Annotated in this window: 17 protein-coding genes; 4 read left to right on the top strand and 13 right to left on the bottom strand. The window is 37.3% G+C overall.

Annotation, left to right across the window (positions count from 1 at the left end):
• Window positions 1-80 precede the first annotated feature (80 nt).
• Window positions 81-1397 carry an adenosylhomocysteinase gene (gene ahcY, locus ABI125_02830; protein XCF06804.1) on the top strand — a complete coding sequence of 439 codons (1317 nt, stop codon included), beginning with the start codon at window positions 81-83 and terminating at the stop codon, window positions 1395-1397.
• Window positions 1398-1524: 127 nt separating this feature from the next.
• On the opposite strand, the gene ABI125_02825 is transcribed toward ahcY, so the two are convergent.
• From ABI125_02825 to ABI125_02810, 4 genes are all read right to left on the bottom strand, one after another.
• Window positions 1525-2541, bottom strand: coding sequence for a restriction endonuclease PLD domain-containing protein (locus ABI125_02825; protein ID XCF06803.1), 1017 nt, complete (start codon window positions 2539-2541; stop codon window positions 1525-1527).
• Entirely contained in the window at window positions 2531-3598 is a 1068-nt protein-coding gene (locus ABI125_02820; GenBank protein XCF06802.1) for a DNA cytosine methyltransferase, read from the bottom strand. Before ABI125_02820 ends, ABI125_02825 begins: the two co-directional genes overlap by 11 nt.
• A gap of 1 nt (window position 3599) precedes the next feature.
• On the bottom strand, window positions 3600-3923 hold the full coding sequence (locus ABI125_02815) for a helix-turn-helix transcriptional regulator (protein ID XCF06801.1): 324 nt from the start codon (window positions 3921-3923) through the stop codon (window positions 3600-3602).
• A gap of 118 nt (window positions 3924-4041) precedes the next feature.
• Window positions 4042-4287, bottom strand: a complete 246-nt coding sequence (locus ABI125_02810) for a hypothetical protein (GenBank protein XCF06800.1) — start codon at window positions 4285-4287, stop codon at window positions 4042-4044.
• A gap of 58 nt (window positions 4288-4345) precedes the next feature.
• Here ABI125_02810 and ABI125_02805 point away from each other — a divergent pair, with 58 nt between their 5' ends.
• Window positions 4346-4816: a very short patch repair endonuclease gene (locus ABI125_02805; protein ID XCF06799.1), complete on the top strand. Its 471-nt coding sequence runs from the start codon at window positions 4346-4348 to the stop codon at window positions 4814-4816.
• Between the two features lie 56 nt (window positions 4817-4872).
• Here ABI125_02805 and ABI125_02800 read toward each other — a convergent pair whose 3' ends face one another.
• On the bottom strand, window positions 4873-5145 hold the full coding sequence (locus tag ABI125_02800; GenBank protein XCF06798.1) for a hypothetical protein: 273 nt from the start codon (window positions 5143-5145) through the stop codon (window positions 4873-4875).
• Between the two features lie 95 nt (window positions 5146-5240).
• On the opposite strand from ABI125_02800, the gene ABI125_02795 reads away from it, so the two are divergent.
• The gene (locus tag ABI125_02795) at window positions 5241-5744 is read left to right on the top strand and encodes a DinB family protein (GenBank protein XCF06797.1); all 504 of its coding nucleotides are present in this window, start codon (window positions 5241-5243) and stop codon (window positions 5742-5744) included.
• A gap of 53 nt (window positions 5745-5797) precedes the next feature.
• Here the strand turns inward: ABI125_02795 and ABI125_02790 are convergent, their stop codons facing one another.
• The 6 genes from ABI125_02790 to ABI125_02765 all read right to left on the bottom strand — a co-directional run bounded on the left by ABI125_02790 (window position 5798) and on the right by ABI125_02765 (window position 13002).
• Entirely contained in the window at window positions 5798-6814 is a 1017-nt protein-coding gene (locus ABI125_02790; protein XCF06796.1) for a phytase, read from the bottom strand.
• An 8-nt stretch (window positions 6815-6822) separates the two neighbouring features.
• On the bottom strand, window positions 6823-9663 hold the full coding sequence (locus ABI125_02785) for a TonB-dependent receptor (protein ID XCF06795.1): 2841 nt from the start codon (window positions 9661-9663) through the stop codon (window positions 6823-6825).
• 146 nt (window positions 9664-9809) lie between these two features.
• Entirely contained in the window at window positions 9810-11381 is a 1572-nt protein-coding gene (locus ABI125_02780) for a tetratricopeptide repeat protein (GenBank protein ID XCF06794.1), read from the bottom strand.
• Between the two features lie 144 nt (window positions 11382-11525).
• Window positions 11526-11786, bottom strand: coding sequence for a 50S ribosomal protein L27 (gene rpmA / locus ABI125_02775; GenBank protein ID XCF06793.1), 261 nt, complete (start codon window positions 11784-11786; stop codon window positions 11526-11528).
• 36 nt (window positions 11787-11822) lie between these two features.
• The gene (rplU, locus tag ABI125_02770) at window positions 11823-12470 is read right to left on the bottom strand and encodes a 50S ribosomal protein L21 (protein XCF06792.1); all 648 of its coding nucleotides are present in this window, start codon (window positions 12468-12470) and stop codon (window positions 11823-11825) included.
• A gap of 85 nt (window positions 12471-12555) precedes the next feature.
• Window positions 12556-13002, bottom strand: a complete 447-nt coding sequence (locus ABI125_02765; GenBank protein XCF06791.1) for a DUF4199 domain-containing protein — start codon at window positions 13000-13002, stop codon at window positions 12556-12558.
• A 297-nt stretch (window positions 13003-13299) separates the two neighbouring features.
• Between ABI125_02765 and ABI125_02760 the strand changes: the two genes are divergently transcribed.
• On the top strand, window positions 13300-13683 hold the full coding sequence (locus ABI125_02760; protein ID XCF06790.1) for a heavy metal-associated domain-containing protein: 384 nt from the start codon (window positions 13300-13302) through the stop codon (window positions 13681-13683).
• A gap of 73 nt (window positions 13684-13756) precedes the next feature.
• Here the strand turns inward: ABI125_02760 and ABI125_02755 are convergent, their stop codons facing one another.
• Together ABI125_02755 and gldD are read right to left on the bottom strand one after the other, a co-directional pair.
• Window positions 13757-14467 (bottom strand): lysoplasmalogenase family protein, encoded by a 711-nt coding sequence (locus tag ABI125_02755; protein ID XCF06789.1) that lies wholly within the window; start codon window positions 14465-14467, stop codon window positions 13757-13759.
• A gap of 131 nt (window positions 14468-14598) precedes the next feature.
• The gene (gldD, locus tag ABI125_02750; GenBank protein XCF06788.1) at window positions 14599-15204 is read right to left on the bottom strand and encodes a gliding motility lipoprotein GldD; all 606 of its coding nucleotides are present in this window, start codon (window positions 15202-15204) and stop codon (window positions 14599-14601) included.
• Between the last annotated feature and the right edge of the window lie 15 nt (window positions 15205-15219).

The raw sequence follows: 15219 nt of genomic DNA, 5'->3' as shown, positions 1-15219 counted from the left end.
TGCTTTTTGTTGTAGCGAATTTAAGTATTTTAAAAGCTATTAGCAATCAAGTTAGGGTTTAAAAACTAAAGAAAAATACTATGAGTACAAAAACAGTTCCTTTCGTAGCCAATAAAGTAAAAGACCTATCGCTTGCCGATTGGGGAAGAAAAGAAATTGAGTTGGCCGAGGCCGAAATGCCAGGCTTGATGAGCCTTCGCGAGGAGTATAAAAACGAACAGCCTTTGAAAGGTGCTCGTATTGCGGGATGTTTGCACATGACCATCCAAACCGCAGTGTTAATTGAAACCCTTCAAGCTTTGGGTGCTGAGGTGACTTGGAGTTCTTGCAATATTTTCTCTACGCAAGACCAAGCTGCTGCTGCTATTGCTGCTGCCGGAACTGCCGTTTATGCATGGAAAGATATGACCGAAGAGGAATTCGATTGGTGTATCGAGCAAACCTTATTCTTTGGTGAGGACCGAAAGCCATTAAACATGATTTTGGATGATGGTGGCGATTTAACCAACATGGTTTTAGACAAATACCCAGAATTGGTGCCGGGCATAAAAGGATTAAGCGAAGAAACCACTACCGGTGTTCACCGTTTGTACGAACGTATGCAAAAAGGCACCTTGCCTATGCCGGCCATTAACGTAAACGATTCGGTTACTAAATCGAAATTCGATAACAAATACGGTTGCCGTGAGAGTGCTGTTGATGCCATCCGTCGTGCTACCGATGTGATGTTGGCTGGAAAACGCGTTGTAGTTTGTGGCTATGGCGATGTGGGTAAAGGAACTGCCGCTTCGTTTAGAGGTGCCGGAAGTATTGTAACGGTAACTGAAATCGACCCGATTTGTGCATTGCAAGCTGCCATGGACGGTTACGAAGTTAAAAAACTGGAAACCGTAATTGGAAAAGCCGATATTGTAATCACTACCACAGGAAACAAAGATATTGTTCGTGGTGAGCATTTTGAAGCCATGAAAGACAAAACCATAGTTTGTAACATTGGGCATTTCGATAATGAAATCGATATGGCATGGTTGAACAAAAACTACGGAAACACCAAAAATGTTATCAAGCCACAGGTTGATAAATATACCCTTAACGGAAAAGATGTTATTATTTTGGCACAAGGTCGTTTAGTGAATTTAGGTTGCGCAACAGGCCACCCAAGTTTTGTAATGAGTAACTCGTTTACCAACCAAACCTTGGCACAAATCGAGCTTTGGAACCACAGCGACAAATACGAAAACAAAGTATATATGCTGCCAAAACACCTCGATGAAAAAGTAGCCAAATTGCACTTAGAAAAAATTGGTGTGGAGTTAACCGAGTTAAAGCAAGACCAAGCTGAATATATCGGTGTAAAAGTAGAAGGCCCTTATAAGCCTGAGTATTACAGATACTAAGTTTATGTCATTCCTGCGAAGGCAGGAATCTCATCAATAAAACTTTTTAGATATTTAGAAACCCTTACATCCCGATAGCTATCGGGATGTAAGGGTTTTAATTGCAGCAAGAAAAACCGTTGAACAATTAAAATTCCATATAGTACTTCCCTTCTTCAAATTTGTAAAAAGTCAACTTATCATTTCCATATTCTTCAAGTGTTTCCAAAGTCACAGGTTCGTATTTTTTCAACACTCCATTTTGTTCTAATTTTCCTTTTAGCCAAATTCCGAATATTTGTAAACTTCCTTTTGAACGAATATTTTTACAATAATCTCCTTGTGTTCTCATTGGTATTATAAGCCCATCATCTGTGTAAGCTAAAAAATCACCTTTTGGATAAAACTGTTGAGAATTCAGGTCATTACTAGCAATTAATTCTATTTCATACCAAGGTCTTGGCTTTATCTTTCCAGTTGAACGGCTCCATCTTCCTTTTCCGAAATAAACATTTAAATTTGACTTTTCTTTTTCAGCCACTCTATCTAATGGGAATACAAATTTGGGTAGTCCTTCGACAGAGACTTTTGTTGTATCATATGTTTTTAGACTAGCCCAGATTCTTTGAACTTTATTCAGTACAATTTTCTTTTTCCCAGGAACAGTTATTTCCGCTTTATCGATAGAAATAGAATATGAAGGCGAATAGAGGTCATTTAGAAAAGCTACTAAATCTACTTTTTGATTTTCATTTAAAATAGGTACTGTACATTCAATATTCCCCTTTGTTCCACTAGCCGAAAAATTTGATGAACCGACATAGAGGTTTGAGACGTCATCTTTGTCAAATTGATAAACTTTTCCGTGATACCTTCTGCCATTTGTTACGAAAACACCTGAGTTGTTCCCAAATGTTTTTAATGTACTGTGCAACTTAGTCACTGCATCAAGCTTTTTTTGGCTCAAGCCTTCATAAAATGCCATACCTAATAGCAATCGAGAAGTACCACCTTTTTTAGCAATATCAACAAATGGTTTTTCAAAAGCATTTATTACATCCAAAGAAGCATAACCTGATGCAACTGTTACATTTTTTGAAGTGGTAAACTCTTTGTCTAGAACATTACGAAAATCACCACCATATTTTTGAATATTAGTGTACATTGGCTTTGATGCTTTCTAAAAAAACTTTAATCTGTTTTGCGAATGGTAAAATTCCTGAAGGTGGAACAGAGTTGCCTATTTGTTTTCGTACTTCTGTAATTGTTCCTTCAAATACAAAATCATCAGGATAACCAAAAAGTCTTGCCCTTTCACGATTAGTCAAAGGTCTCGGTTCGTCATAATGATAACCCCAAGTGCCACCACCGCCAGCAGCAATTATTGTTGTCGATGGCTTGTCAGGATGAAGTCTACGATAAACGTGTGAAATCATACCTTTCACATAATGAGGTGAATCTTTTGGTATATCTGTGAAATTTCCACCTGGTGGAATGAGTTTTAACTTTTCAATTGTTTTAGGTTGTATATTTTGATGTTCATTATTGTGTTTCACTTTTTTAACACCTTTTAGAGCCTCTTTTGATGACAAGTAGTTATCAGAATCCCTTACAGGTGAAGGAATATCAAAAAATGTGTCTAAATCTTTCCTAACACCAATAATTAAAACTCTCTCGCGAAGTTGAGCAACACCATAATCTGCAAAATTTATTAAATGTGCAGTCGTATTGTAACCGTAATCTCCAGTTTCTGAAAAATCTTTGATTATTTGCTTGATTGCTTTTTTCTTATTCGCGGTTAAAATTCCTTTTACATTTTCAGCAACAAACATTAAAGGTTGCTTTTGGGAAACAATTTCTACAAAATTTTGATAAAGATTACCACGATCAGTTGTTATTCCACCTCTTTTCCAAATCATAGAAAAATCTTGACAGGGAAATCCTCCAAGAATTAAATCTGCATCTGGAATCTGAGAATAGTCTAATTGAGTAATATCTCCACAAACAATATGATTTCCTATATTCTTTGCGTAAGTTTCGCAAGCTCTTTGCTCAATATCATTTGCCCATTTTATATTAAAACCTGCTTGATGAAAACCTAAATCCATTCCGCCACAACCTGAAAAAAGAGATATGACATCATTTTTTTTATTTGTTTCTAGGGTTTGAGTATTAAATTTATCTGGCGAATAAATTCGCAATTGAGGTTCTTTTACTTCCATATTAAAATTTGAATTCACCTTGTTTAGCCTTTTTAAGTTTTAAATAGTTTGATGTTTCTTCCGCAGCTGAAAAAATTGATTCTGAACATTTATACTGATTTGCTTCTCTAGCAAACTTGTCAGCAAAATATAAATCGACAATTTTTTGTTTTTCTATATTAAAGAGTTTTGCCAACAACTCCAATTTACTCTTACTGAATGCCTGCGTTCCATTTTCAATTCTACTCACTGCACTGGAATTAACTCCAACTTTTGCCCCAAAATCGGTTTGTGTCCATTCTCTCAATTCTCTCTCTTTTTTTATGAAATCACCAAAACTTGTCATTATCAATTAGCGTTTGATACAATAATAGCAAATATAAAAATGTTATGCGATATTACTATCAAGTCGTTGGAGATATTTTATTATTGATTATTAATAAAGTAATTTGACACCAAAACAGCTAGGCTTCAGCTTTACCATCGGAACTAACGGCATCAGCATTGAAACTCTTATCTATTTGGTTATTGAGCCCAAACAAAACAGGAACGTGTATTTTAGATTCCTTCGATTTGCCTTTTTCAACTTTAAAGCCTATATTTTCAAGAGGTTTCCTTAAAAACTCAAGTACTTCGTTACTACTGTAAGTAAAGGTTCTTGATGATATTTTATCCTCACAATCAATAAAACAATCAATAACGTCCTGCATCTGTTTTGTTATGCCTTGTGAGCGTGGAAAAAATTGAAACCGAATCATAATTAAATAAATGTCCTACGAAGATAATAAAATAAAAGTCCCACGCTTTAACGAAGCTTCCGGTTTTTACACCACCAAAAAGCGCTCAAAAATCATGGGCAAAATACGGGGCAAAAACACCAAACCCGAATTACTTTTTCGGCGTGCACTTTGGGCACGTGGCGTTCGGTTTCGTGTGGACAACAAAACACTACCGGGCAAACCCGATGTATCCATAAAAAAATACCGATTGGCCATTTTTATTGACGGAGAATTTTGGCACGGCTACAATTGGGACGAACGCCAACAGACCATAAAAAGCAACCGTGCATTTTGGATACCGAAAATTGAACGCAATATTCAGCGCGATAAAGAAGTGAACCAACAACTAGCCGATATGGATTATACCGTTTTTAGATTTTGGAGTCGAGAGATAAAACAGAACCTCAACCAATGCATCAACGATGTTATGGTTTATATATCTACGGGGTATAATTTTTAGCTTTTAAGAATATGCGCATGAGGCCCCGAAATAAATTCGGAATGACAATAGACCATTCATTCATCCACCAAATCTTCTTCAAAATACCACCACAGGCTTGAGTCTATAGCTTGTTTCATTTTATCAAGGTCGGCATCTTCATTTAAAAACACAGTAATATTTTCATTGGCACGGTTTTGCCCAACGCTTTCCCGTATTTCAATCGATTCAACTTCCTTAAAATGCTCCAAATGCTTTTTAATTCGTTCGTCTAAAGACTCATCACTTAAAAAAATCTTGATGGTTGGTTGGCTTGGGGAGTTTCTAATTTCTGATCTAAACGGTAGCATATCTATACAATTTTCAAGTGAAACAATACAGCTTTTGCAAAAGCAATTCCTTAAAGTTAAACATTTAATTTATATCTTTTGAAGAAATTTTGGGCATGGGCAGCAAATATTTCAATATTCTCAACAAACAATTGACACAAATAGAAGCCCACATACCCCATTATCAACTTACCGTTAAAAAAGTTTCGAAGAGTAATATTGGGTGGCATTTATCACATGTTTTAATGGTGATTAATGGCGTTTGCGGCATATTGGCCAAAACCAAACCCGAAAACTATAAACGTGATTTCAACATAAAGCGAACCATTATATTTCCATTAGGCTATATGCCACGCGGCATGGGCAAAGCACCAAAAGTAGTCGTGCCAACAAAAGCTATTACGGCAGAAGATTTAGAGGAACAACTGAATTTTGCCAGAAAACAAGTTAAAGCCACAAAGGAACTTCCCGAAAAAGCCTATTTTATTCACCACATTTTTGGCATGCTTAACAAAAAACAAACACTTCATTTTTTGACCATACACACCAATCACCATTTGAAGATTGTACGAGATATTTTGAAAAGAGAAAACTCTCTCCGAAATACGGAAAGGGTTTAAAAAGATGTTTTTATTAACCCCGAGAACTATCGGGACAGTTGATATGTCAATTTTTACTCCACTAGTTTTAGCAACACCAAATCATGGAAATAAAAATTGCGGTCGTTGTTCATCGACACGAACAACCCATCGGGAAATTGATTACCCAACGACGCTGTAGTCACCTCACAACCATCGGTTTCAACGGTTCCTAAATTCAATTCTTTTATAAATGTATTGGTTTCTAAGTCGAAAATATTGAAACTGTGTGCTTGCTGATTCGAAACAATCAAAAAGCCTTTATCGGCATATTTTGCAATAGCAATACCTTCAATATCTTCTTTAAAATGCTCGCCACCAAAACAATCTATCTCTTCATCACCCATTGAAGGTTCTGCATAGTATTTTCGGATGCAATGGCCTTCATCTGAAAAATACACAATCCCATTTTCATTATCGATTGCTATGGCTTCAATTTCTTTTTTCCCACTGAATGCGCCAAACTTACGAACCAAATTGGCATGCAAACCCAAACTATCGGAAACCAATTCATATTGGTGCAAGTAGCCCATTTTTGGGCCTGCCTTCCTACCCACAATAACATAAATGCTACCTGTTTTTGACGATTTGTACAACGCAATACCCATGGGTAAATTGTGCTCCAATTCGGTTTCTCCTTCAAAAACCTTAAACCCACCGTTGTCCAACGGTTGCATATCTGGCACGGAGAACACACGGAATTGCTGACGCTCCCTTTCGCTAAAGGCAATGATATCGGTTTCCGTAGAATCGGTCAATTTAAAACCGTATTCCACATCCACATTATTGGGACGCTTTATATTTTTAATGCTTTTGCTTTCAATTATTTTTCCATTTAAATCGAAGGCATACACCCCACCATCGGTATTTTTATCGGTTCCGAAAACGATACTTTCCGAAGGATTTTCAGCATTCACCCAAATAGCGGGGTCGTCGGTATCGTGTGGAGTTTGTTCGGTAATTATGGTGGGGATTATTTCCGGCAACTTACTGCCACAGCCTACCACCACCAACGTAATTACCAAAACTATAATTGCTTTTAATTTATTCATTTTCATTATTAATTTTTAAACACATCGTATTTTAATCCGAAAGTCAATCGTTGTCCGTAAAATTCCTTTTGCATGGTTCTGGCTTTTACCCCTTGGAAATAACGCAAAGGCTGGTCGGTAATGTTATTAACACCCAAATACAGACTTAAATTTTTGTTGATGGACACGTTGGCATTGAAATCCAAAAAGAACTGCTCGTCGTAATATCTATCTTCAAAAGCGCTACCACCAATTTCATCAATATATGAATCTGAATAATTAGCCGATAAACGGAAGCTCATTTTCTTGGTAGCATAGGCCAACGAACCGTTGAACATATTTGGCGCCGTACCCGGTAAATCTAAATCGGCACGCTCGTCGCCATCTTCGTTTTTAATGCCATCAGCACTCGACGTTAGGTAAGTATAATTGAGCATAACACTAAAGTTTTTCGCAAAACCGGGCAAGAAATCCAGTTTGCGTTGCAAAGACACTTCTGCCCCAAAAACGGTAGCACCCTCACCATTTAATGGCTGATACACTTCGTAGCCGTTATTATCTTCAGATTGACTGGTGTAAACAAAATCTTGAATATTCTTGTAAAAAAGTCCACCAGAAACAATACCCACCGATTTAAAATAATGCTCGGCCATCACATCAAAATTCATTGAAGTTGTTGGGTCTAATTCAGAGTTTCCTAAATAGATTTCCTCGTCTTCGTTATTGGTTTCTTGGTATGGCACCAAATCCACATAATTAGGACGCGCCAAAGTGTTTGTCCACGCAAAACGCAATACCGTATGGTCATTCTTTAAATTGTACTTTAAATGCAACCCTGGCAATACATTGGTATATGAGTTTTCGTCTTTAAGTTCAGTTGTTCCTGCGTAATCGCCATCAACATCAAAAATAAGTTCGTTACCCAAACTGTTTATTTGGGTATGCTCAACCCTAACACCAACCAACATACTTAATTGACTAGATAGTTTTTGATTGGTCATGGCATAGGCTGCATAAACGTTTTCATCGGCATCAAAATTGGCCGTTAAATATTCCTCCGGAAGATTTTCGCCCTCAAATAGAGCTGCATCATTTAGGTTAAGGCTACCAATAAATTCTGGAGTAGCAAAATGCCCCACTGCATATTGGTTGCCTGCTAAGAAATCGGCATCAGAATAGTTACGTGTTGGCACATCCCCCAACATATCCAACGCGTTGGTTAACGGACTATACTCTGTAAAATCGTTGTCTCTATTCTTGTTTTTGAATCTGGATTTCGCTCCAAATTTCAATAATCCATCTTCATTTCCGAACAAATTAAGTGGCAACTGAAAGTTTACAAACAAGTTGATGTCGCGCTCTTCGGTATATTGGTTTTCCTCGGTTAATTCACCAAGTTCAAAATCACTAAAAAGGGCATCGTTGGCATCTTGAGGTGTAAATAACGGATCTTCTAAATTATTGTTGAAGTTAACACCGTATTCGCTTTCGTATTCTAAATAACGCTCATTCAATCGCTCTTCGGAAGCTTTTGAAACCGAAGCCATCCAATCTATCTGTAAATCGTTGGCCAAATGCTCACCGCCTAAACTGAAGTTGAACATGCGTTGGTCTTCCAAGCGTCTGTTTTTATTTCGACTATTATCGATTCCGCCTTTAGATTGCCTTTTGGCTTCCACGGGAAACCCGGTTAAGTTACCGCTTCCATCCACCGAAAAGTCTCCTGGCTCAATATCTTCACCATCTAAAATTTCGTGTTCTAAACGGAATCTGTTTTCGCGGTCGTCGCGCCAGTTATAAATCGATTTAAAATAAATATTGTTGTTTTTGTTCAACTTATAATCGAGATTGGCCGAAAAACTTCTGCGGATTCGTTGTACCAAATATTCACGAATTTCGAATACGTTGGCATACGGGTTTACATCTACTTCTTCTAAATTATCTTCGTCATTGAAGGCATTATATTCAAACTCATCGGTCCATTCGGCCTCAAAGTTGTCGCTTCCAAAATCATTATCGTTGAAAGAGGCCGAAACCATCCAGCCCAATTTTCCGTTTTCACTTCGGTCGCCCAATAAAAACGACCCGTTAAGGATTCGTTTATCTGTGATAAAGTTCACTCCCGAACCGCCTGTAGCCGAAAAACGGAACCCTTGTGGCGAGGTTCTGGTAATTAAATTTACGGAGCCACCCAAAGCATCGGCGTCCATATCGGGCGTAACGGCTTTGTTCACTTCAATAGTCTGGATCATGTCAGACGGAATCAAATCCATTTGTACATTTCTGTTATCGCCCTCGGCAGAAGGAATACGGCTTCCGTTTAAAGTCACGGAGTTTAACTGTGGCGCCAAACCACGCACGATAATGTTTCGTGCTTCACCTTGATCCACCTGCATCGTGATACCCGGAATACGCTTAACGGCATCACCGATATTGGCATCGGGGAATTTTCCAATCTGGTCGGTCGATACAATATTGGTGATATTGGTTTTATTCTTTTGGGTGTTCAATGCTCTGGCTTGACCGCTATTAAAACCATTAATTACCACGCCATCCAACTCTAACGCTTTTGAAGCGATGCTAACTTTTACCGTTGCCGTTTTTCCTGCTTCAACTAAAACCTCGGCGAGAGCATCTTCGTAACCTAAGTACTTTACGGTTAAGGTTTGATTTCCTTCTGGCACGTCGAGCAACAAAAAGTTACCGTCAACATCAGAGTACGTTCCTTTGTTTAAGGATTCAATTAAAATATTACTGAAAGGCACTTGCAGTCCGTCGTTATCGACTACAACGCCTTTAATGTTTCCATTTTGTGCCACCCCATAAAAGGACACTACAAATAGGATAAAAAAAGAAAAATAAGATTTCATTATTGGTTGATTTTTGTTTGACACAAAACTACCTTCAGCTTGTGTTTCCTTGCTGAAGCATGTGTTAACAAAAAGTAACCAGCGCTCTAAAAGAGCCTATATAACATGGCAACATTAACATTGGGCTAACATTGCGATAAGATTTGCTAAAGATTGAGCAAATAGCCCTGCAAATCGTCATTAGAATCGAGCGGAAGTTTTTTTCGCAATCTATACCGTGCAATACGAACGCTATCTGGAGTTATGCAAAGTATAGAAGCAATCTCTTTTGAAGATAAATTAAGCCGAAGTAACATACAAAGCCGCAATTCTGATGGCGACAATTTTTCCAAAGCGTTTGTTTTTAAAATTTCAAAAAACTTTGGATGGATTTGAGAAAAGAACCCCATTAGCTCTTCCCATTCGTTTTCGTTGGATAGCTTAACATCAATTTCACTTGCCAAATCGCCCAATTTGTTCTTTATAAAATCGCCATTTCTGCTTTTTAGATTATTAAGTGTTCTGGAAACATCGGCCAACATTTTATTTTTATGCGCTATATTCAAGCTGTAATTGGTAAGCGATGCTATTTTGAAATCAATTTCCCTTTTCAAGGAAGCTTCTTCAGCTGTTTTTTTATCCAAATCAGCTTTAAGAAGTTGCTGTTTGAACTGAAAAATTTGGAGTTCCTGTTTTTTTCTCTTTTTCATAAAAAGCACCCAAATGGCAAAAACCAAAAGCACCGTAAATCCAATCAACAAGATGGCCAGCTGCCGCGTTTTAGCAATTTGGTTTTGTTTATTTAGTAAAGCTACTTCAGCTTCTCTTTCTTTGGCTTCGTAAAATACCTCCATCGCACTAACCAATTCGGCATTACGGCGCCTTATCTCTTGCTCGTTTACAATGGCCTGATTGCTCATAAACATATATGCTTTTTCAAAATCGCCCATAGCCGCATAGGTTCGCGCCAAATCTTTTAGGGCGCTTTCCTCTTCCGAACCATTTTTCGCATCTCTTGCCATTTGCAAAGCCTGTTCGGTAAAATGTAATGCAGACTCAAAATTTCCGGTTTTACGGTTAATATCGCCCAAGTTGTTTATGATATTTATCCGAACTTCCATCGGGCTATTTTTCGCATAATGAAACGACTTATTGAAATAACTGTTGGCCAAAATGTAGCGTTCCAAATCTTCGTGAATGCTTCCGATGTTTTCGTATGCTATAGCTAATCCAGTACTATCCTGTCGTTTCTCAAATAAAGAAAGACTCTGCTCTTGGTATTGCAAAGCCCGTTTATAATCACCTTGTTTCTCGGCTACACTCCCTGAAAGCGCAAAGGCCGTAGCCAAGCCTTTGTCGTGTTTTATTGTTTTTGAAACCGCAATACTTTCTTTTAAGTATTTGTTGGCCTCTTCAAATTTTTTCAATGAAAAGTTGATGGCCGCAATGCTATTGTTTGTATAAACAAAAAAGGTATCTTTTTTAGCGCTGTATTGTTGTGCCAGATGGAAATTATTGAGTGCTTCGCTGTACAACCCCAAGTGTTTATAAAAATCGCCCAACTCGGCATATACTTGTTTGATTTTTGAAGAATCTATATGGTTTTCTACAACTTTCAGCTGTTCCTTTAGTACGGATAGAGTTTCTACTTGTCGTATAGAATTCGATTCTTGGGCGTAATTTATTGTAATGGACAGTAACCCAAAGCAAATAAGGGAGCATCTTTTTTTGAAACTCATTTCGTTTATATTCTTTTAAAAAGAATTAAAGAAAACACCTTTATGTTACTTAAAGTTTTTCTGGTTGTTATGCTTACATTAAAGCACAAAAAAAGCGACTGAAAATTTCAGTCGCTTTAAATTTTATCTTAAGAAAGCAGTTTCTTAAGCCTCAAAAGGCTCGATAGAAACATAAGATTTGTTATCTTTTTTCTTAGTAAACTTTACAATACCGTCAACTCGGGCATGCAAAGTGTGGTCTTTTGAAGAATACACGTTTTCACCTGGGTGGTGGGTGTTTCCTCTTTGTCTTACGATAATGTTTCCTGCAACGGCAGCTTGACCGCCAAAAATCTTAACACCCAAGCGTTTCGATTCTGATTCTCTACCGTTCTTAGAACTACCTACTCCTTTTTTATGAGCCATTGTCTTAAGTTTTTATATTGTTAATAAAAACGGAATTTATTTTTCAATTCCGCCGTCTAATCTGTCTTGTAATTCTTTTAACTCATCCCATTTACCTTCGGCAGCCAAACCTGCTTGTTTTGGCCAAGTTTCGGTAACGATGTGAGATAATCTTGAACTTGCTTCAGAAAGAATATTGCTTAATTCTTCTGGAGTGGCTTTAGCTACTTTTGCAAAAGTATCCAAACCGGCATTAACCAACGCTTCTGCAGCTTTTGGCCCTGCACCTTCAATTTTCTTTAAATCATCAGCCTTACCTGTTGCTTTCTTAGCAACTGGTTTTGCTTCAGTTTTTTTAGCTTCTTTTTTAACTGGAGCAGCTTTCTTTGCTCCTGAAGCTACAATGCTTTCGATTACGATTTCAGAAAGCGCTTGACGGTGACCATTTTTTACACGGTAACCTTTACGTCTTTTCTTTTTGAAAACTATAACCTTATCACCTTTAAGGTGTTTTAAGACTTTTGCTCCTACTTGAGCTCCGTCTATAGCCGGGGCGCCTACAGTTACATTGTCACCATCACCTACTAAAAGAACGTTATCGAAAGAAACTTCTTTACCCTCTTCAGTTTGTAAACGGTTAACAAAAACTTTTTGGTCTTTTTCAACTTTAAATTGTTGCCCTGCTATCTCTACAATTGCGTACATAGCGTAACGTTTTTATTAATTAATTTATTCAAAAAATGAGTGCAAATATACTGCTAATTAATTAAACCGCAAACGTTTTTAAATATTATTGAGGAACATTCCCTGTTTTTTTGAAGTATTGCATCACGGTAAGGGCAGCGACTACCGTAGTGGCAAATCCCATAATGGCCACCACAAAGGTTACCATACCAATATCGGCATTGAATCCGCCATTAACAGTCCGTAATAACTCGTGCAAAAAACCGCTATTAATTTCGGTAGCATAAAACAGGAAGAAAACAGTAAAAACAATGGTTGCGACAGCTCCCGTTACAATTCCAGTCTTGAACCCTTCGCCATAAGAGAAATCGCTGAAGTTTTCCAATTTTTTAAACCGTACAGCTTCATAAATACCTAAACCTGTAATAAGCGCATTAAAGAAACTAAAAGCCGGATTGGTGTGTTTGCCCACCAAAGCCAAAACCAAAAAATAGGCTATTAAAACGGCACTGGTTACTAAACCGAAACGAATAGGAAGGGATATATTTTTCATCTGTTAATAATTATTGTTTTTAATGGTCATATGTAATGCCCAAACTATCACTTTAGTTTGTTCGCAACAATTTGTCAATGGGCATTTCACAATGTTTAGCTTGAATTGGTTCACTTAAATTTCGGAAAAAATCTTTGAAAAAAATAATTTCATCGTTAATTTTTCATTTTAATCCTTGAAAACCAAGTTGCCAAAACTGTTAAATATTTCTATAAAAGCCATAAAAAAACGGCATTACCCAACTCCTAAAACATATATTTAGTAATTTTGAACTTTAATCATTTAAACACCATTTCGATGAAATCCATCAAATATATTTTAGCGTTTGCAACCCTAGCCGCTGTTGTTTTAAGTTGTAAAAACGAAGTTAAGCCCGAGGTTAAAACGGTTGAAGTTGCTGCAGAAGAAGCCAAGGAACTGAACCCTAACGCCACTTATGCAAAAGCAGAATTTACTATTGACGGGATGACCTGCCAAATAGGTTGCGCGGCTACGATACAAAAGAAAATTTCGAAAATGGACGGCGTAAAATCGGCCGCAGTCGATTTCGATAAAAAGTTGGCCATGGTGGAATACGATGAGGCTAAAGTAAACCCAGCATTGTTGACAGAAACTGTAACAGATGTTTCTGAAATCTATAAAGTGAGCGATATGAAAACGGTTGAAACCTTTTCGAAGTAATCAAAAAAACACCTTAATTAAAAAAGCTTTTCCCGTTGGAAAAGCTTTTTCGTTTTTATAGCATTATTTAGTTTCACCCAACTTCCTCAGAGCGCTGCACCAAGTAACAACACATTAAATAGTGGGCAAGATTAAAGCATATTACAGCAAAAAAATTGAGCAAATCGTTCTTTTCCATAAACAAATTGTATCCCTGGAAATAAGAGCTTAACAGAATAGAAATTGCCGAAAACAATAAAAACCGATGGGTTTCAGTTTTTCGTGAAATATAAACCAACACGGCCGACAAAATATATAAAGCCGTGAGGCATACGTATAGAATGGTGGCGTTAAAAACAACTGTTTGCTTTATCCCATCGTAATAAAACGCCAAGGGTACCAACACCAATAGCGCTAACGAAGCCAAAACAAACAAAATTTTCTTTACTCCTATGGTTTTGGATGGCCTAAACAAAATAAAACAATAAACCAAATAGGCCATGGCATGGAAAACCAACCCCGTAGAATCGTATCGCTGGTAAGGGTTGTTAAAATAACAAATACCGAAAAAGTTAAGCACTAAAGCCAACACAAACCACTTATTGACCTTGCGGGTGCTTGCCAAATAAATCACCAAAATAAGAGGAAAAGGAATAAATAAGGTTATCTTTCTGTTTAAATACTCTGGAAAAACAGCCCCTAAAGCATCTAAAAAAACGATTCCAAAAAACATTAGGTTTGCTAATTTCTTTTGGCTAAAAAGTTCTACCAACTCTTCTTTAACCGCGTCTCTAAAAGCCCCCAAAGTTTAATATGTTATTATTATTCATAAAAAAAGGACATCACATGTGGTATGCAATATACGCTTTTCTGAAAAAATAATACCGCTCGATTAGAGCGAACAAAGACGTGCGGGATTTTTTACACACTTTACGATTACTCCCAGCGCAAAGTTTCCATAATATGCTTAATATCCTTTTGCAAATAATGGGCCGCTGGTAAAATGGAGTCGTAGTTGGGTTTGGCATAAAAATACAACGACCCCGTTAAAAAATGATTGATGCTATCGGTAACATAAAACTGAGCAGGAGAAGCTACATCGCCTTTTACTTCGGCAAAGGCACCGTACACTTTCCGCTCTTTATTTTCATATGCCGTAACGGGAATCTCGTCGGCTTTAATGGTATGTTTTTGGGTGAAGTTTTGTGCATCTCTTAAAAAATCGTTTAGATTTTTTTCATCTGCGCCAATAGCTTTGTAAGTTAAAAAAATAGTGCCCTTCATGGAGGGGTATTCTAAATTTACACCGAAACTTTTTGTTGCCGAAGGCACTTCAGAAACTTCGATGTTTTGAGCCAAAGTGTTAACCCCAAATGAAAATGGCAATTCTAAACCATCTTCAACGTATTGCGCTTCGGGATATTCCAACCTTAACTGGGCCTTGGGTTTGGGAACATAATCGTCTCCACAAGACAGAAAACACACAAAACCAACAACAGTAAAAGTTTTTAAAAAAAGGGAATTTTTAATATTTAGAGTCATTCGTTTTTTGTGCAT

The sequence above is a fragment of the Tamlana crocina genome, from assembly GCA_040429635.1.
GTDB classification, from domain to species: domain Bacteria; phylum Bacteroidota; class Bacteroidia; order Flavobacteriales; family Flavobacteriaceae; genus Flavisericum; species Flavisericum crocinum.
Note: the sequence above shows the minus strand (reverse complement) of the source record. Positions and strands in the feature narration are given on the sequence as shown.